This window comes from uncultured Brachybacterium sp., assembly GCF_947500705.1.
GTDB lineage: Bacteria > Actinomycetota > Actinomycetes > Actinomycetales > Dermabacteraceae > Brachybacterium.
The window spans coordinates 150,178-168,284 of sequence record NZ_CANMSY010000005.1 but is presented as its reverse complement, the minus strand read 5'-3'; the positions used below and the strand labels follow the sequence as shown (position 1 = coordinate 168,284).

18 protein-coding genes are annotated in these 18,107 nt (G+C 71.6%); all 18 read left to right on the top strand.

From position 1 onward, the window contains the following. Nucleotides 1–83: 83 nt before the first annotated feature. The 18 genes from Q0937_RS10930 (at nucleotide 84) to trpA (ending at nucleotide 18,074) form a co-directional block, all read left to right on the top strand. A complete protein-coding gene (locus Q0937_RS10930) occupies nucleotides 84–1,367 on the top strand; it encodes a dihydroorotase (RefSeq protein WP_299303706.1) in 1,284 nt (427 codons plus the stop codon). Further along, complete coding sequence (locus Q0937_RS10925) at nucleotides 1,364–1,858, top strand: hypothetical protein (protein ID WP_299303486.1); 495 nt, start codon at nucleotides 1,364–1,366, stop codon at nucleotides 1,856–1,858. Before Q0937_RS10930 ends, Q0937_RS10925 begins: the two co-directional genes overlap by 4 nt. Continuing rightward, on the top strand, nucleotides 1,855–3,072 hold the full coding sequence (carA, locus tag Q0937_RS10920; RefSeq protein WP_299303484.1) for a glutamine-hydrolyzing carbamoyl-phosphate synthase small subunit: 1,218 nt from the start codon (nucleotides 1,855–1,857) through the stop codon (nucleotides 3,070–3,072). Before Q0937_RS10925 ends, carA begins: the two co-directional genes overlap by 4 nt. Continuing rightward, nucleotides 3,072–6,425 (top strand): carbamoyl-phosphate synthase large subunit, encoded by a 3,354-nt coding sequence (gene carB, locus Q0937_RS10915; RefSeq protein WP_299303482.1) that lies wholly within the window; start codon nucleotides 3,072–3,074, stop codon nucleotides 6,423–6,425. The genes carA and carB overlap by 1 nt, the downstream gene beginning before the upstream one ends. Continuing rightward, complete coding sequence (gene pyrF / locus Q0937_RS10910) at nucleotides 6,422–7,285, top strand: orotidine-5'-phosphate decarboxylase (RefSeq protein ID WP_299303480.1); 864 nt, start codon at nucleotides 6,422–6,424, stop codon at nucleotides 7,283–7,285. The genes carB and pyrF overlap by 4 nt, the downstream gene beginning before the upstream one ends. A 182-nt stretch (nucleotides 7,286–7,467) precedes the next feature. After that, entirely contained in the window at nucleotides 7,468–7,794 is a 327-nt protein-coding gene (gene mihF, locus Q0937_RS10905; protein ID WP_299303478.1) for an integration host factor, actinobacterial type, read from the top strand. Next, entirely contained in the window at nucleotides 7,791–8,390 is a 600-nt protein-coding gene (gmk, locus tag Q0937_RS10900; protein WP_299303476.1) for a guanylate kinase, read from the top strand. The genes mihF and gmk overlap by 4 nt, the downstream gene beginning before the upstream one ends. Nucleotides 8,391–8,473: 83 nt before the next feature. Next, nucleotides 8,474–8,836 (top strand): DNA-directed RNA polymerase subunit omega, encoded by a 363-nt coding sequence (gene rpoZ / locus Q0937_RS10895; RefSeq protein WP_299303474.1) that lies wholly within the window; start codon nucleotides 8,474–8,476, stop codon nucleotides 8,834–8,836. Between the two features lie 24 nt (nucleotides 8,837–8,860). Beyond that, a complete protein-coding gene (gene coaBC / locus Q0937_RS10890) occupies nucleotides 8,861–10,126 on the top strand; it encodes a bifunctional phosphopantothenoylcysteine decarboxylase/phosphopantothenate--cysteine ligase CoaBC (RefSeq protein WP_299303472.1) in 1,266 nt (421 codons plus the stop codon). A gap of 5 nt (nucleotides 10,127–10,131) precedes the next feature. Further along, nucleotides 10,132–11,340: a methionine adenosyltransferase gene (gene metK / locus Q0937_RS10885; protein WP_299303470.1), complete on the top strand. Its 1,209-nt coding sequence runs from the start codon at nucleotides 10,132–10,134 to the stop codon at nucleotides 11,338–11,340. Next, nucleotides 11,337–11,750, top strand: a complete 414-nt coding sequence (gene hisI, locus Q0937_RS10880; protein ID WP_299303468.1) for a phosphoribosyl-AMP cyclohydrolase — start codon at nucleotides 11,337–11,339, stop codon at nucleotides 11,748–11,750. The genes metK and hisI overlap by 4 nt, the downstream gene beginning before the upstream one ends. After that, nucleotides 11,747–13,366 (top strand): anthranilate synthase component I, encoded by a 1,620-nt coding sequence (locus tag Q0937_RS10875; RefSeq protein WP_299303466.1) that lies wholly within the window; start codon nucleotides 11,747–11,749, stop codon nucleotides 13,364–13,366. The genes hisI and Q0937_RS10875 overlap by 4 nt, the downstream gene beginning before the upstream one ends. Further along, nucleotides 13,363–14,091 (top strand): Trp biosynthesis-associated membrane protein, encoded by a 729-nt coding sequence (locus Q0937_RS10870; protein ID WP_299303464.1) that lies wholly within the window; start codon nucleotides 13,363–13,365, stop codon nucleotides 14,089–14,091. Before Q0937_RS10875 ends, Q0937_RS10870 begins: the two co-directional genes overlap by 4 nt. A gap of 112 nt (nucleotides 14,092–14,203) precedes the next feature. Further along, the gene (locus Q0937_RS10865; protein ID WP_299303462.1) at nucleotides 14,204–14,518 is read left to right on the top strand and encodes an HGxxPAAW family protein; all 315 of its coding nucleotides are present in this window, start codon (nucleotides 14,204–14,206) and stop codon (nucleotides 14,516–14,518) included. Between the two features lie 32 nt (nucleotides 14,519–14,550). Next, a complete protein-coding gene (locus Q0937_RS10860; RefSeq protein WP_299303460.1) occupies nucleotides 14,551–14,982 on the top strand; it encodes a DUF2752 domain-containing protein in 432 nt (143 codons plus the stop codon). Between the two features lie 94 nt (nucleotides 14,983–15,076). After that, nucleotides 15,077–15,910, top strand: coding sequence for an indole-3-glycerol phosphate synthase TrpC (gene trpC, locus Q0937_RS10855; RefSeq protein WP_299303458.1), 834 nt, complete (start codon nucleotides 15,077–15,079; stop codon nucleotides 15,908–15,910). Beyond that, nucleotides 15,907–17,250, top strand: coding sequence for a tryptophan synthase subunit beta (gene trpB / locus Q0937_RS10850; protein ID WP_299303456.1), 1,344 nt, complete (start codon nucleotides 15,907–15,909; stop codon nucleotides 17,248–17,250). The genes trpC and trpB overlap by 4 nt, the downstream gene beginning before the upstream one ends. After that, on the top strand, nucleotides 17,247–18,074 hold the full coding sequence (gene trpA / locus Q0937_RS10845; RefSeq protein ID WP_299303454.1) for a tryptophan synthase subunit alpha: 828 nt from the start codon (nucleotides 17,247–17,249) through the stop codon (nucleotides 18,072–18,074). Before trpB ends, trpA begins: the two co-directional genes overlap by 4 nt. The last annotated feature ends 33 nt before the right edge of the window (nucleotides 18,075–18,107 follow it).

Genomic DNA, 18,107 nt, shown 5'->3' with positions numbered 1-18,107 from the left:
CCGCTGACACCACCGCCGCCGAGGCGACCGCCGCTGCCGCCTCCGCTGGTGCGGCCGGCGGTGCGGGCTCGCCCGCCCCGCTCCTGATCCGGGGCGGCCGCCCCTACGGCGAGGACGCCCAGGACGTGCTCCTGGTCGCCGGACGCATCGCAGCGATCGGCACCGACCTCGACGCTCCCGAGGGCACCGACGTGATCGACGCCGACGGCTGCATCGTGCTCCCCGGGCTGGTCGACCTCCACACGCACCTGCGCGAACCCGGCGGCGAGGAGGCCGAGACCGTCGAGTCCGGCACCCGCGCCGCGGCCCGCGGCGGCTTCACCGCGGTGCACGCCATGGCCAACACCACCCCGGTCGCCGACACCGCCGGCGTCGTGGAGCAGGTCGCCCGGAGGGGCGACAGCGCCGGCTGGTGCTCCGTGCGCCCCGTGGGCGCGGTGACCGTGGGCCTGGCGGGCGAGCGGCTCGCCGAGCTCGACGCGATGGCGAACTCTCGTGCGAAGGTCCGAGTGTTCAGCGATGACGGCAAGTGCGTGCACGATCCCGTGCTGATGCGCCGTGCGCTGGAGTACGTGAAGTCCTTCGACGGCGTCATCGCCCAGCACGCCCAGGACCCCCGCCTCACCGAGGGCGCCCAGATGCATGAGGGCGTGGTCTCGGCGGAGCTGGGCCTGGCCGGCTGGCCCGCGGTCGCCGAGGAATCGATCATCGCCCGCGACGTGCTGCTGGCCCAGCACGTCGGCTCCCGCCTGCATGTGTGCCACCTGTCCACGGCCGGCAGCGTCGACATCATCCGCTGGGCCAAGCAGCGCGGCATCGAGGTGACCGCCGAGGTCACTCCGCACCATCTGCTGCTGACCGACGAGAACGTGCGGCAGTTCGACGCGGTGTTCAAGGTCAACCCGCCGCTGCGCACCGCCGAGGACGTCCAGGCGGTCCGCGACGGCCTCGCCGACGGCACCATCGACATCGTCGCCACGGATCACGCTCCGCACCCGCGCGACGCCAAGGACCGCGAGTGGGATCAGGCCGCGATGGGGATGACCGGCCTGGAGACGGCACTCGCGCTGGTCCAGCTGACGATGGTCGACGAAGGCCGCCTCAGCTGGCGGGACGTCGCCCGGGTGATGTCCGAGAAGCCGGCGCAGATCGGACGTGACGAGGACCAGGGACAGGCCCTCGCGCCCGGCTCCCCGGCTCACGTCCTGGTCTGGGACCCGCGGCCGGTCCGCATCGCAGATCCTGACCAGCACGCCTCGCTGAGCCGCAACTCGCCCTTCGCCGGCCTCGAACTGCCCGGCCTGAACCGGCTCACCGTGCTCGCCGGACGCCCGACCGTGCGCGACGGCGAGGTGGTCGAGCGATGAGCGATCCGCTCATCCCCGTCCTGCTGCTCGCGGTGCTGTTCGTGCTGATCCTGGCCGCGATGGCCTGGGGCTGGCATCGGCGCGGACGGTCCCAGCAGCAGCTTCCCGTTCCCGAGGACGCCACCCTCGAGCAGCTCGGGGAGGCGGTGACCCACGGCCCGGTCGCCGCCGTCTATGTCGACACCGTGCTCGCCGAGCAGCCGCTGGAGCGGGTCGTCGCCCACGGCCTCGGGCAGCGGTCGAACGCTGCGGTCACCCTCGGCGACCAGGGCTCGTGGCGGCTCGAGCGCGAAGGCGCCCGGAGCTTCACCATCCCCGGCGCCGACGTCACCGAGCTCACCTCGGGCCCTGGCATGGCCGGCAAGTTCATCGGCGGCGACGGCCTCCTGATCATCCGCTGGCGCCTCGGCGACCAGCTCCTCGACACCGGACTTCGCCTCGCACGGCGTGCCGACCACGACCTCCTGCTCTCCCGGAAGGAGAACGCATGACCTCCACCGCGTCCCCAGATTCCCTCGCCCCCACCAGGGCGCCCAGCCACCGCCTGCGCACGGAGAAGGCGCTGCTGATCCTCGAGGACGGCACCATCCTGCGCGGCTCCGCCTACGGGGCGCGAGGCTCCCGCCTCGGTGAGGTCGTCTTCACCACCGGGATGACCGGCTACCAGGAGACCCTCTCGGATCCCTCCTATGCCGGTCAGATCGTCGTGCAGACGGCTCCCCATATCGGGAACACCGGCGCCAACGCCCAGGACATGGAGTCACGGAAGGTGTGGGTGCGCGGCTATGCCGTGCGCGACGCCAGCCGCATCGCCTCCTCCTACCGCGCCGAGCAGACCCTGGACGAGCTGCTCATCAGCAGCGACATCGTGGGCATCAGCGACATCGACACCCGCATGCTCACCCGTCGGCTGCGCGAGCACGGCTCCCTGCGCGGCGGCGTCTTCTCCGGGGACGCCCTGGCGACCTCCGAGGAGGAGCTGCTCTCCCAGGTCCGCGAGCAGCCTGCGATGACCGGGGCGAGCTTCATCGAGGAGGTGACCATCGCCCAGCCCGTGACCCTCGAGCCCGAGGGCGAGGTGGTCGCGACCATCGCCGCCCTCGACCTCGGCATCAAGAGCGCCGCCCCTCGCAGCATGCTCCTGCGCGGGCTGCGGGTGCACCTGCTGCCGGCCTCGACCTCGCTCGAGGACCTGCTGGCGCTGGCCCCGGATGCCGTGTTCTTCTCCAACGGCCCGGGGGACCCCGCCGCGGCGACCGCCCCGATCGAGCTGCTGCGCGGCGTCCTCGACGCCGGCCTGCCCTTCTTCGGCATCTGCTTCGGCAACCAGCTGCTGGGCAGGGCGCTCGGCTTCGACACCTACAAGCTGAAGTTCGGCCATCGCGGCATCAACCAGCCTGTCCAGGACCGGGAGACGGGTGAGGTGGCGATCACCGCCCACAATCACGGCTTCGCCGTCGATCTCCCGATCGAGGGCGAGCACCTCGCCCCCCACGACGGCGGCCGCTACGGCCGCGTGGTGGTCTCCCATGTCGGCCTCAACGACCAGGTGGTCGAGGGTCTTCGCTGCCTCGACCGGCCGGCTTTCTCGGTCCAGTACCACCCCGAGGCGGCCGGCGGCCCGCACGACGCCTCGCCCCTCTTCGATCGTCTGGCAGAGCTCGCTGTTGCGCACCGCGCCGGCTCTGCATCCAAGGAGTCCTGATGCCCCGTCGCACCGATATCTCGTCCGTCCTGGTCATCGGCTCCGGCCCGATCGTCATCGGCCAGGCCGCGGAGTTCGACTACTCCGGCACCCAGGCCTGCCGAGTGCTGCGCGAGGAGGGCCTGCGGGTCATCCTCGTCAACTCCAACCCGGCCACGATCATGACGGACCCGGAGATCGCCGATGCCACCTACATCGAGCCGATCGACCCGCAGATCATCCGGACGATCATCGAGAAGGAGCGGCCCGACGCTCTGCTGCCCACCCTCGGCGGCCAGACCGCGCTGAACGCCGCCATCGCGCTCGCGGAGAACGGGACCCTGGCGGAGTTCGGCGTCGAGATGATCGGTGCCAGCCTCGACGCGATCAACAAGGCGGAGGACCGTCAGCTGTTCAAGGAGGTCGTCGAGCGGGTCGGCGGCGAATCCGCGCGCTCGAAGATCTGCCACAGCATGGACGATCTGCTGGCCGGAGCCGAGGAGCTCGGCTACCCGATGGTGGTGCGCCCCAGCTTCACCATGGGCGGTCTCGGCTCCGGCATGGCCTATGACGAGAAGGACCTGCGCCGCATCGGCGGCGACGGCCTGCACTATTCGCCGACCTCCGAGGTGCTGCTCGAGGAGTCGATCCTGGGCTGGAAGGAGTTCGAGCTCGAGCTGATGCGCGACAGCGCCGACAACTGCGTCGTGATCTGCTCGATCGAGAACGTCGACCCGGTCGGCGTGCACACCGGCGACTCGGTGACCGTGGCCCCGGCCCTCACCCTCACCGATGTCGAGATGCAGACCCTGCGGGATCTCGGCATCGCGATCATCCGCGAGGTCGGGGTCGACACCGGCGGCTGCAACGTCCAGTTCGCGACCCACCCCGAGACCGGGCGCGTGGTGGTCATCGAGATGAACCCGCGCGTCTCCCGCTCCTCGGCGCTGGCCTCGAAGGCCACCGGCTTCCCGATCGCGAAGATCGCCGCCCGCGTCGCGATCGGCTATACGCTCGACGAGATCCGCAACGACATCACCGGCACCACCCCGGCGAGCTTCGAGCCCGCGCTGGACTATGTGGTCGTCAAGGTGCCCCGCTTCGCCTTCGAGAAGTTCCCCGCGGCGGATCCGACGCTGACCACGACCATGAAGAGCGTCGGCGAGGCGATGGCCCTGGGCCGAAACTTCACCGAGGCGCTCGGCAAGGCGCAGCGCTCGATCGACGTCAAGGGCGCCTCCCTCTCCTACCTGGGGACCCCGCCGTCGCCCGCAGAGGTCACCGAGCTGCTGGAGGCCTCGCGCACTCCCACCGCGGAGCGGCTGGTCGACATCGCCCGGATCCTGTGGTCCGCCGCCGAGGGGATCCTCGATCCGACCGAGACGCTCGACCGGCTGGTGGAGGCCACCGCCATCGACCGCTGGTTCCTCGATCAGATGCTGCTGGTCGCCGAGATCGCTGCGGAGATCCGCGGCGCGCAGGTGCTGGACCCGGAGCTGCTCTCCCTGGCCAAGCGCCACGGTCTCTCCGACGACCAGATCGGCGCGCTGTCCGGGCGCAGCGGTGACGTGGTCAAGGGCGTGCGCGAGGCGCTGGGCATCAATCCCGTCTTCAAGACGGTCGACACCTGCGCCGCGGAGTTCGCCTCCGCCACCCCCTACCACTACTCCACCTACGACCAGGAGAACGAGGTCGAGCCGCGCGAACGTCCTGCGGTGCTGATCCTCGGCTCGGGCCCCAACCGCATCGGTCAGGGCATCGAGTTCGACTACTCCTGCGTGCACGCCGCGATGGCGCTGGGGAACCCGGAGCTGCCTGGCGGCGGCTACGAGACGGTCATGATCAACTGCAACCCCGAGACGGTCTCGACCGACTACGACATCGCCGACCGCCTCTACTTCGAGCCGCTCACCTTCGAGGACGTGGTCGAGGTGTACGAGGCGGAGAAGGCCGCCGGCCCCGTCGCCGGCGTCATCGTGCAGCTCGGCGGTCAGACCCCGCTCTCGCTCGCTCGCCGCCTCGAGGCCGAGGGGCTGCCCATCATCGGCACCAGCCCGTCGGCCATCGACAACGCCGAGGACCGAGGCCACTTCGGCGCGGTGCTCGCCGAGGCGAACCTGCCCGCGCCGCCCTACGGGACCGCCTGGGGACTCAGCGATGCGACCGAGGTCGCCGCGAAGGTCGGCTATCCGGTGCTGGTGCGCCCGAGCTATGTGCTCGGCGGACGCGGCATGGAGATCGTCTTCGACGAGGCGGGTCTCGTGGACTACGTGGCCCGCAACCTGCCCGACGGCGGCCGCGCCGAGGCCCCGATCCTCATCGACAGCTTCCTGGACACCGCCATCGAGATCGACGTCGACGCCCTCTACGACGGCACCGACCTCTACATCGGCGGCGTGATGGAGCACATCGAGGAGGCCGGCATCCACTCCGGGGACTCCGCCTGCACACTGCCCCCGATCACTCTCAGCGACGCGGTGCTCGAGCGGATCCGCACCTCCACCCTCGCGATCGCCGAGGGCGTGGGCGTGCGGGGCCTGCTGAACATCCAGTACGCCCTCTCCCACGGGGTGCTCTACGTGCTCGAGGCCAACCCGCGCGCCTCCCGCACGGTGCCCTTCGTCGCCAAGGCCACCGGAGTGCCGCTGGCCCAGGCCGCCGCGCTGCTGATGGCCGGCACCTCGATCGCGGACCTGCGCCGCGGAGGCGTGCTCCCCGCTCGGGGCGACGGCATGGACCTGCCCGACGACTCACCCATCGCGGTCAAGGAGGCGGTGCTCCCGTTCAAGCGCTTCCGCACCCGCGAGGGCAAGGCCGTGGACTCCGTGCTGGGGCCGGAGATGCGCTCGACCGGCGAGGTGATGGGGCTGGACTCGACCTTCCCGCTGGCGTTCGCGAAGTCGCAGCTGGCGATCTCCGGGCAGGGCCTGCCCACCGCCGGCACCGCCTTCGTCTCGGTCGCGGACCGGGACAAGCGGTCGCTCGCACTGCCGGTGGCACGCCTGGCCGCGCTCGGATTCGAAATCCTCACCACCGCGGGCACCGGCAGGGTGCTGCGCCGCTACGGCATCCCGTGCCGGGTGCTGCGCAAGGCCTCCGAGGCCGGCGACGAGGCGAGCGTCATCGAGCTGATCGAGGACGGCACGGTGGACCTGGTGATGAACACCCCCTCCGGCTCCAACGCCCGGGTGGACGGCTACGCCATCCGCGCCGCCGCGACCAGCATGGACGTGCCGATGATCACCACGCTCCAGGAGTTCCAGGCCGCGGTGCAGGCGATCGAGGCGCGACCGGTCGAGCCCTTCGAGGTGACGAGCCTGCAGGACCACACCGCACGGCTGAGCGCGGTGCGCGCCGCCCAGGTCGGCGCGTGACGACGCAGGGGAGGAGCTTCGGCTCCCGGCTGCAGCGGTCCGTCGCCGAGCACGGCCGGCTGGTCGCCGGGATCGACCCCCACGCCTCGCTGCTCGAGGCGTGGGGGCTCCCGGACACCCCGGAGGGCCTGCGGGAGTTCTCCCGGACCGTCCTGACCGCGGTGACCGGCCGGGTCGCTGCGATCAAGCCCCAGTCCGCCTTCTTCGAGCGCCATGGCTCCGCCGGGGTCGCGGTGCTCGAGGAGCTGCTGCAGAGCGCGCGGGACGCCCAGGTGCTCAGCATCCTGGACGTCAAGCGGGGTGACATCGGCTCGACCATGGCCGCCTATGCCGACGCCCACCTGCGGCCGGGGGCCCCGCTCGAGGCCGACGCGATCACCGTCAGCCCCTTCCTGGGCACCGGATCCCTGGACCCCGCGGTGCAGCTCGCGACCGAGCACGGCAAGGGACTCTTCGTGCTCGCGCTGACCTCGAACCCGGACGGACCCCAGGTCCAGCACGCCCTCACCGCAGCGGACACGCCGGTGGCGCAGGAGATCGCGCGACACGCCGAAGCGGTCGGCGGCGCAGGTCAGGGGGAGTGGTCGAGCATCGGCCTGGTCGTGGGCGCGACCGTCGGCGACAGCTATCGCCGGCTCGGCCTGGACCGCGTCGCACCGTCGGTCCCGCTGCTCGCACCGGGCTTCGGAGCACAGGGCGCGGGACCTGCCCAGATGGGGGAGGTCTTCGGTGAAAACGCAGGTCACGTCCTGGTATCGGTGTCCCGAGGGCTCCTGGGGGCAGGCCCCGACCCGGACTCCCTGAGCCGCCGGGCCGATCAGCTGCGCCGTGACTACACGGGTCCTCCCGACGCCTCCTGAGGACGGGATCGGGCAGTGGGCAGGCCCCGGCCCGGGCCCCCTCGGAAGCCCCCGATCTGCACCGGACCAGCGACGAAGCGTGTCAGAAGTGCGCTCGGCCACGGATATGGGGTTACGCTCTTCCCACATCGGGGTCCTCCCGGATCTCCTCGTCACCAGCAAGAGAACAAGAGGTAAGAACAGTGGCTCTCCCTCCCCTCACCCCTGAGCAGCGGGCCGACGCCCTGAAGAAGGCGGCCGAGGCTCGTCGCGAGCGCGCCGCCATCAAGGCTCGGCTCAAGGACAGCGCCGGACACCGCGGCGAGGAGATCAAGAAGGTCCTCACGGAGGCCGAGACCAACGAGGTCGTCGGTCGTCTGCGCGTCTCCGCCCTGCTGGAGGCCCTCCCGGGTGTCGGCAAGGTCAAGGCCCAGCAGATCATGGAGGAGATCGGCATCTCCCCCTCCCGCAAGATCCGCGGCCTCGGCTCCCACCAGGCTGAGAAGCTCGTCGCACACTTCTCCGAGTGATCGACCACTCCACCGGGGCCGGCGCCGTGAAGGCGTCGGCCCCGGTGACCGTGCTGGCCGGGCCCACCGCCGTCGGCAAGGGCACCGTCTCCGCGGCGATCCGCGCGCGCTATCCGCAGATCTGGCTGTCCGTCTCCGCCACCACCCGGGCTCCGCGCCCCGGTGAGATCGACGGCGTGCACTACCGCTTCGTGAGCGAGGAGGACTTCTCCTCGCTGATCGAGCAGGGGCAGATGCTCGAGTGGGCCGTGGTGCACGGCCGCAACAAGTACGGCACCCCGCGCGGTCCTGTCGAGCAGAAGGTGTCCGAGGGACGCCCGGTCCTGCTCGAGATCGATCTGGCCGGAGCGCGGCAGATCCGCGAGTCGATGCCCGAGGCACGCTTCGTGTTCCTCGCCCCGCCGGACTGGGCCACCCTGGTGGACCGACTCGTCGGGCGCGGCACCGAGGACTCCGAGGAGCGGGAACGCCGCCTGCAGACGGCGAGGATCGAGCTCGCCGCGGAGGGCGAGTTCGACGTCACCATCGTCAACGACACCGTGGACCGCGCCGCCGACGAGCTCGCCCGCCTGCTCGGCGTGCGCGACCTCACCTGACCACGCACGCTCTCGACCTCGCCCTCGCGCTCGCAAGGGCGTATCCTGAAGCGTCGCACGCCGAAACTCATGAAGGGACATCCGTGGCCGGAACAGTCGCTCAGCCCGAAGGCATCACGAACCCCCCGATCGACCGTCTCCTCGAGACCGTCGATTCCAAGTACGCCCTGGTGCTCTACGCCTCCCAGCGCGCCCGCCAGATCAATGCGTACTACTCGCAGCTCTCCGAAGGGCTGCTCGAGTTCGTCGGTCCGCTGGTGGATGTCGACAATCAGGAGAAGTCGCTCTCGATCGCACTGCGTGAGATCGATGAGGGCCTGCTGACCGTCCGCGAGATCGACGAGGAGGAGTACGCCGCGCAGAACGAGCCGGATCCGAACGCTCCGGCCCCGCTGATGCTCGGCGACGACGCTCCTGAGGTCCCGCCGTCCGGCTTCACCCTCTGACCCGGCCCACGCCGGGTTGAACCGATGACCATCCTGCCGCGCCCCCTCGCCGGGGCTCGCGTCCTGATCGGAGTCGGCGGCGGTATCGCCGCATACAAGACCGCGCACCTGGTGCGCGGTCTTGTCGGTGAAGGGGCCGACGTCCGCGTCCTCCCCACCGCCGCCTCCCTCGAATTCGTCGGGGCGGCGACCTGGGAGGCGCTGAGCCACCATCCGGTCCTCACCTCCGTCTTCGAGGACGTCGATGAGGTCGCGCACGTGCGCTTCGGCCAGGAGGCCGACCTGGTGGTGATCGCCCCTGCCACCGCGGACCTGCTCGCACGGATGCGGATCGGCCGCGCCGATGACCTCCTGACCGCCTCGCTGCTGGTGACGCGCGCTCCCGTCGTGGTGGCGCCCGCGATGCACACCGAGATGTGGGAGCACCCCTCGACCCGCGAGAACGTGGCGGTGCTGCGCGAGCGCGGCATCACCGTGATCGAACCGGCCGTCGGCCGCCTCACCGGTCCCGATTCCGGGCCCGGCCGGCTCCCCGAGCCGACCGCGATCCTCGAGGCCGCGAGAGCGGCGATCACCGCCCCGCGGGACCAGCACGGAGCGGTCCGGCGCGACCTCAGCGGCCGCGAGCTGCTGATCACCGCCGGCGGCACCCGCGAGGACCTCGACCCGGTGCGCTTCCTCGCCAACCACTCCTCGGGCAAGCAGGGCTGGGCACTCGCCCACGCGGCCCTGGTCCGCGGCGCCCGGGTGCGCCTGGCCGCCGCCAACGTCGACCTCGACACCCCGCCGGGCGCCGAGCGCTTCGACGTGGGCAGCGCCGCAGAGCTCGCGAGCATCGTCGCCGAGCATCGGGTACAGGTGGATGCACTGGTGATGGCCGCAGCAGTGGCCGATTTCACCGCCGCCGCGCGGGCGCAGGCGAAGATCAAGAAGGACGATGGTGATGAGGACTCCGTCCCGGCCATCGCCCTGCGCCGCACCGCGGACATCCTGCGTCACAGTGTGCTGGACCGCGCAGACTCCGCACGTCCCACGATCGTGGGCTTCGCGGCGGAGACCGGCGGCGAGGGCTCCACGGCTCTTGACCTGGCGCGTGCCAAGGCGCGGCGCAAGGGCGCGGACCTGCTGGTCTTCAACGACATCAGCACGGGGGTGTTCGGCGCGGCCGACAACTCGGTGCGCATCCTCGACCGAGACGGCGAGGAGGTCGCCCGCGCCGAGGGCAGCAAGACCGCCGTCGCCCACGCGGTGCTCGACGAACTCGTCGCCGCCCTCCCGGAAGTACCCTGAACCTCATGACCTCCAGCGAGCTGCGCACCTTCACGTCCGAATCGGTCACCGAAGGGCACCCTGACAAGATCTGCGACCAGATCTCCGACGCGATCCTCGACGATCTGCTGGCCCAGGACCGCGATGCGCGCGTCGCGGTGGAGACGCTGGTCACCACCGGGCTCGTCCACGTCGCCGGCGAGGTCCGCACCTCCGGCTACAGCGACGTCGCGACGATCGTGCGCGACGTGATCCGGGAGATCGGCTACGACTCCTCCGAGAAGGGCTTCGACGCCGATTCCTGCGGTGTGCAGGTCTCCATCGGCGCGCAGTCGCCGGACATCGCCCAGGGGGTCGACAACTCGCTCGAGACCCGCGGAGACTCCACCGCAGAGGCCTTCGCCCGGCTCGGCGCCGGAGATCAGGGTCTGATGTTCGGCTACGCCTGCCGCGACACCCCGGAGCTGATGCCGCTGCCGATCCACGCCGCGCACCGCCTGACCCGCAACCTCTCGACCGCTCGCCGCGACGGAGTGCTGCCCTACCTCCGCCCCGACGGGAAGACCCAGGTCTCGATCGGCTACGACGAGGACGGTGTGGCCCGCAGCGTCGAGGCGATCGTGGTGTCCACGCAGCACAGCGAGGAGGTCGACCTGATCAGCCAGCTCGCCCCGGCGATCTCGAAGGTCGTGATCGCCCCGGTGCTCGAGGACCTCGAGCGCCTCGGTCTGGACACCTCGGATGTCGTCACCCACATCAACCCCTCCGGACGCTTCGTGCTCGGCGGGCCCAAGGGAGACGCGGGACTGACCGGCCGCAAGATCATCGTGGACACCTACGGCGGGATGGCCCGCCACGGCGGCGGAGCCTTCTCCGGCAAGGACCCCTCGAAGGTGGACCGCTCCGGCGCCTACGCCATGCGCTGGATCGCGAAGAACATCGTCGCCGCCGGTCTCGCCGACCGCTGCGAGGTGCAGATCGCCTACGCGATAGGGGTCGCCGAACCGGTGGGCCTGTACGTCGAGACCTTCGGCACCGGCCACGCCCCCTCGCACCAGATCGCCGCTGCGGTGCGGAAGGTCTTCGATCTGCGCCCCGCCGCACTGATCGACGCCCTGGACCTGCTGCGCCCGATCTACGCGCTCACCTCGGTGCACGGCCACTTCGGTCGTGAGCTGCCCGAGTTCACCTGGGAGCGCAAGGACCGTGCCGAGGAGCTGGAGCGCGCACTGTGAGCACCGCTGACCGCGCTGCCGCTGACCGCGGCCTGCCCGCCTCGGGTCTCGACCCCGACCTCGCCTCCCGCCTCAAGCGGGATGCCGACGGCCTGCTCACCGCTGTCGTGCAGGACGCCACCGACCAGCGTGTGCTGATGGTGGGCTGGATGGACGACGAGGCGCTGCATCGCACCCTCAGCACGGGCCGCGTCACCTATTGGTCCCGCTCTCGCGGGGAGTATTGGCGCAAGGGCGACACCAGCGGCCACGTCCAATGGGTCCGCTCCGTCGCCCTCGACTGCGACGCCGACACGCTGCTGGTCCGCGTCGACCAGGTCGGCGCAGCCTGCCACCGCGGCACCGACACCTGCTTCGACGGCGGCGATCTCCACGCCGTCGTCCTCGACCCCACGGAGCGCACCGCATGAGCGTCCTTCCCGAGACCGGCCCCGGCGACCCCGCCGCCCGTGCCGACACCGCTCGCGCCGCGGCCTATCCGGAGCAGGTCGGGGGTCGGGAGGGGGACGCGCTCGGCGTGGTCACCCCGGACCGTGGGACCTTCCGCGAGCTCGCCGCTCGCCAGCGGGTGGTGCCGCTCAGCGTGCGCCTGCTGGCCGACGAGGACACCCCGGTCTCGCTCTACCGTCGGCTCACCGCCGACGGCGACACCCGGGGCACCTTCCTGCTCGAATCAGCGGGGGAGGGGGAGGCGTCGCGCTACTCGATCATCGGCACCAGGGCGCGGGCCGTCCTCACCGAGCGCGACGGCGAGGCGCACTGGCGCGGTGACGTCCCGGCGGGAGTGCCCACCTCAGGCAGCCCGGTGGAGGCGCTGCGCGCCGTCACCAGCGCCTTCCACGCTGCGCGCCAGCCGCACCTGCCGCCGTTCTCCGGGGGGCTGGTCGGCTTCATCGCCTATGACGCGGTGCGTCACTGGGAGAAGCTGGACGCGTCCCCGCCGGACGAGATCGGCCTGCCGGACCTCTCGATGCTGCTCGCCGAGGACGTGGTGATCCATGACGCCCATGACTCGACCGTGGTGCTGGTCGCCAACGCCCTGAACCTCAACGCGACGGACGACGGGGTCGATGCGGCGTACGACGATGCGCTCGCGCGGCTCGAGCGGATGCGTGAGCGCCTGCGCACGCCGGTGAGCACCGGGCCGATCGTGTATGACGCGGTGCGCGAGCTCGAACCCAAGGCCCGCACCTCGCAGCTCGAGTACGAGCGGGCCGTCCACGAGGCGGTCCAGGACATCATCGACGGCGAGATCTTCCAGGTCGTGCCCTCGCAGCGGTTCTCGCTGCCGGTCTCCGCGGACCCGCTGGACGTGTACCGCGTGCTGCGGAGGATGAACCCCAGCCCGTACATGTACCTGCTGCGGACGGTCGACGCCGAGGGCGAGCCGATCGACGTCGTCGGAGCGAGCCCGGAATCTCTGGTGACGGTGCGCGGGACCACCGCCACCACCCACCCGATCGCGGGCTCACGGCCGCGCGGCGCGACCCCGGAGGAGGATGAGCGTCTCGGCAGCGAGCTGCTCGCCGATCCGAAGGAGCGCTCCGAGCACCTGATGCTGGTCGACCTCGCCCGCAACGATCTGCAGAAGTTCTGCGCCCCGGGCACCGTGGTGGTGCGCGACTTCATGCACATCCAGCGCTTCTCCCATATCCAGCACATCGTCTCCACCGTCACCGGGCATCTGCGCGAGGGGGCGCTCGCCTACGATGCGCTGCGCGCGACCTTCCCGGCCGGGACCCTCTCCGGCGCGCCGAAGCCCTCGGCGATGCGGATCATCGACCGCCTGGAGCCCGTGCGGCGCGGTGTCTACGGAGGCACCGTCGGCTACATCGACTTCGCCGGTGACATGGACATGGCGATCGCGATCCGGACCGCGGTGATCAAGGACGGCACCGCACACGTGCAGGCCGGTGGGGGAGTGGTCGCCGACTCCGACGCGACCATGGAGCACCGCGAGACCCAGTCCAAGGCCGCCGCCGCGCTGCGTGCCGCGGCTGCCGCCGAGACACTCCGTCCAGCATGAGCGCGCAGTCCCCGACCCCGCGCCCAGCCAGGCCCGAGCGCTCCGCCCGCCCGGAGCGTCCGGTCCGTCTCAGCCGCCGCGCCACCGTGCTCGCCGCGACGGCGGCCTCGGCGCTGCTGGCCGGTGCGACCCGTACCAGCTGGATCCATGCCACCGCACCAGATCTGACCGGTACCGTCCAGCAGGTCGAGGTGATGGGAGCAGAGGCGGCCCCGGCGGTGCTGGCACTCTCCCTCGCGGCGATCGCCGCCTCCCTCGCGACCTCGCTCTCCTCCGCCTGGCTACGTTTTCTGACCGGACCGGTGCTGATCGCGGCCGGGGCGGGGGCGGCCTTCGCCGCCTACTCCGCGGCGCAGGCACCGCAGGACGCCGCCGGCTCCGCGGTGGCCTCCGCGACCGGAGTGCTCGGGGCCGCGCTGCAGGCCGAGGCGACAGCCTGGCCGCTGCTGACCCTGATCCCGGCACTCGCCGTCGCCGTGGTCGGCGTGCTCGTGCTGGTGGTCGGGCGGACCTGGCCCACCGGCAGCCGCTACCGCAGCGCGGCCCTCGCGGCGCCGGCGCGACGCGGTGATCCCGCCGAGGACCCGGCGGCGGCATGGGACGCTCTCACCCGTGGCGAGGACCCGAGCATCCTCAGCAATGAGCCGGGCGGCGCGGGGGACCCGGACATCGAGGACGACGGGCCCGAGCCTCCCGTCCCGGAACGACCCGCCACCGCCGGGTGATGCTCCTCACCGGACGCGACGAGGGTCCCGCGCCACGTCGCGGACCGGGCCTCTCGGGCGGCGGATGACGTGGCACAATGGGCCCGACCGGGACCCTGACTGGAGAAGGATCATGCCGAAGACCTACGCTGTGCCGCCGCCCCCTCACCACAACGAGGGCAAGACCGTTGCGGGCTGGACCATGAACCTCGGCATCGTCCTCGGTTCGATCCCCATCGCGGCCGGCATGATCCTGCCGGACATGAGCATTCTGATCTGGATCGGTGCGGGCATCGTCGTGCTCGCCATCGTGGCCGGCGCAGCGCTCTCCCTGGCCGGGCTCGGCCAGCCCCGTGGCTACGGCATCGAGCACGCGGCGGAGACCGCTGAGGACAGCGCTGATCACAACGCGCGCTCCCACCGACCTGCCGAGGCCGACGCCAGGTGATCGACGCGGGGAGGACGAGGCACGGCGACGCCGTGCTCCGCGCTCCCGCCCGCAGCCCGCGCCGTGCCCTCCTGCCGCTCGCGATCGGCATCGGCTCTCTGGCCGTCGCCGCCGGGGTGCAGCTGGTCTTCGACCCGTTCCGCACCCATGTCCCGCTGTGCATCCTGAACCATCTCACGGGGCTGGAGTGCCCCGGCTGCGGAGCGATCCGGGCCGTGCACTCCCTGCTCGCCGGTGACCTGCTGCTGGCACTGCGGAGCAATGCGCTGATCACCATCGCGATCCCGCTGCTCGCCGCAGGGCTGCTGACCTGGTCGGTGCGCCGTGCCAGGGGACTGCGCACGGACCTGATGCCCAGCACGACGGTGCTGCTGGCCCTGGTCATGATCGCAGTCCTGTTCGCGGTGCTGAGGAATCTGCCGGCCTTCTGGTTCCTCGCCCCGATCTCCTACGTCGGCGGCTGACCCCGCCCGCGACGATCCCCGGGGATCGACGTCTCCCTGGAATCCCGGCGGCACGGCGTGCCGCCCCCGCTCCGACCTGCTGCAGGAGGCCTGCGTGACCACCACCGGAACCGTCCTCGACGAGATCATCGACGGCGTGCGCGAGGACCTCGCGCCGCGTCGTGCCGCCGTGCCAGATGCCGAGATCCAGCGCCTGGCACGTGCGGCCGCCCCGGCCCTGGACGCGCGGGCGAGCCTGCTCGGAGACGGCGCGACGATGGGGCTGATCGCCGAGGTCAAGCGCTCCAGCCCCTCCAAGGGCGCCCTCGCGGAGATCCCCGAGCCGGCCGAGCTCGCCGCCACCTATGCGAGTGCCGGTGCCTCCGCGATCAGCGTGCTCACCGAGCAGCGTCGGTTCCGCGGCACCCTCGCCGACCTCGATGCGGTCCGTGCCCGGGTCGAGGTGCCCGTGCTGCGCAAGGACTTCGTCGTCGAGCCGTACCAGGTGTACGAGGCTCGCGCCCACGGCGCCGATCTGGTGCTGCTGATCGTGGCCGCCCTCGACGACGCCCGGCTGCGTGAGCTGCACGACCTGATCACGGAGCTCGGCATGCAGGCGCTGGTGGAGGTCCACACCGATCAGGAGCTGGGCCGAGCCCTCGCGCTCGGAGCAGACATCATCGGAGTCAATGCCCGCAACCTCAAGGACCTCACCGTCGACCTCTCGCGGGCCGCGGACCTGCTGCGCCGGATCCCCGCCGGACCGCTCGCGATCGGTGAATCCGCGGTCCTCTCGGTGGAGGATGTCGAGGCCTACGCCGCGGCCGGTGCCGACGCGGTGCTGGTCGGAGAGGCGCTCGTCACCTCGGGAGACCCGGCCGCAGCAGCGATGTCATACCGCCAGGTGGCCCGTCGCGGTCGCCCCCTCACGGAAGGAGCTCAGGCATGAGCAGCCCCGACCACGATCGTCCCCTCTCCGAGCGGGTCGTCACCGACCTCACCCGGCCCATCTCGGAGCTGCGCTCCGAGGCAGGGCCCTACTTCGGTGACTTCGGCGGCCGCTTCCTGCCCGAGGCGCTGGTGCCCGCCCTCGACGAGCTCACCGAGGTCTACGAGAAGGCGATCATCGACCCCGAGTTCACCGCCGAGCTGCAGCATCTCGCCGCGGAATACACCGGCCGGCCCTCCCTGCTCTCGGAGGCCCCGCGGTTCTCCCAGCTCGCCGGCGGCGCCCGCATCCTGCTCAAGCGTGAGGACCTCAACCACACCGGCAGCCACAAGATCAACAACGTCCTCGGTCAGGCGCTGCTGACCAAGCGCATGGGCAAGACGCGCGTGATCGCCGAGACCGGCGCCGGCCAGCACGGGGTCGCGACGGCCACCGCAGCGGCGCTGTTCGGCCTCGACTGCACCATCTACATGGGCGGCGAGGACACCGAGCGCCAGGCGCTCAATGTCGCCAGGATGCGCCTGCTGGGGGCGGAGGTGATTGCCGTGGAGCAGGGTTCACGCACCCTCAAGGATGCGATCAACGAGGCCTTCCGCGACTGGGTCGCCAACGTCGAGACCACCCACTACCTGCTCGGCACCGTCGCCGGCCCGCACCCCTTCCCGGCCATGGTGCGGGACTTCCACCGCATCATCGGTGAGGAGGCCCGCGCCCAGACCCTCGAACGGGTGGGACGACTGCCCGACGCGGTGGTCGCCTGTGTGGGCGGCGGCTCCAACGCGATGGGGATCTTCCACGCCTTCCTCGACGACACCGACCCGCTGGTGCGCCTGATCGGCTGTGAGGCCGGAGGCGATGGGGTTACCACCGGCCGCCACTCCGCGACCATCACCGGTGGCACCGCCGGGGTGCTGCATGGAGCCCGCAGCTTCGTGATGCAGGACGAGGACGGCCAGACGGTCCCCTCCCACTCGGTCTCCGCCGGCCTGGACTATCCCAGCGTCGGCCCGGAGCACGCCTGGCTGGCGGATATCGGCCGCGCCGAGTACCGCGCGATCGACGACGGCCCGGCCATGGAGGCCTTCGCCCTGCTCTCCATGACCGAGGGCATCATGCCCGCGATCGAGTCCGCCCATGCCCTGGCCGGGGCCCTGGTGCTGGGCCGTGAGCTCGGCGAGGACGCCGTCATCCTGGTGAGCCTCTCCGGCCGTGGGGACAAGGACGTGGACACCGCGTCGCGCTGGTTCGGCCTGGTCGGCGACGAGCCCGCCCGAGCAGATCTGACCGCGCTGCGCGCTGCGGCCCGCGCGACCACCGACCAGGCAGAGGAGTCCCGATGACCACCGCTGAGAGCCACCGGCTGCGCGCCGACGAGGTCCTGGACCGCGCCCGCGCCGAGAACCGGGCCGCGCTGATCGCCTACCTCCCCGTGGGCTTCCCGGACCTCGAGCGCTCGATCGAGGCCGCCCGCATCCTCATCGACCACGGCGCCGACATGATCGAGCTGGGTCTGCCGTACTCCGACCCGGTCATGGACGGGGCGGTCATCCAGCAGGCGGCAGCCTCGGCCCTGGAGGCCGGCACCCGCACCCGTCACGTGCTCCAGGCCGTCGAGGCGCTGTCCGGTCGCGGCGCCGCGATCCTGGTGATGAGCTACTGGAACCCGATCCTCGCCTACGGCCCCGACGCCTTCGCCCGCGATCTCGCGGCCGCCGGCGGCGCCGGGGTGATCACCCCGGATCTGATTCCCGATGAGGGTGCGGACTGGATCGCCGCGAGCGAGCGGCACGGCGTGGACCGCGTGTTCCTGGTCGCCCCCAGCTCACCCCGCGACCGGCTCGAGCATGTGGTCTCGCACACCCGGGGATTCGTCTATGCCGCGAGCACCATGGGCGTGACCGGGACCCGGGCGAGCGTCTCCGCAGCCACGGAGGGCCTGGTCGAGCGCACCCGCGCCGCCGGGGCGAAGAACGTCTGCGTGGGGCTCGGCGTCTCGAACGGTGAGCAGGCCGCGCAGGTGGGGGCGTATTCTGATGGAGTGATCGTCGGGTCCGCCTTCGTCCGGGCGCTGCTCGAGAACCAGGACGACGATGCCGCAGCCCGCACCGCGCTCGCGGCCGTGGCCGACGACCTCCGCGCCGGCGTCGAGCGCGCCCGCGCCTGACCCGACAGCACGACGCCCGATGAACTGATGACC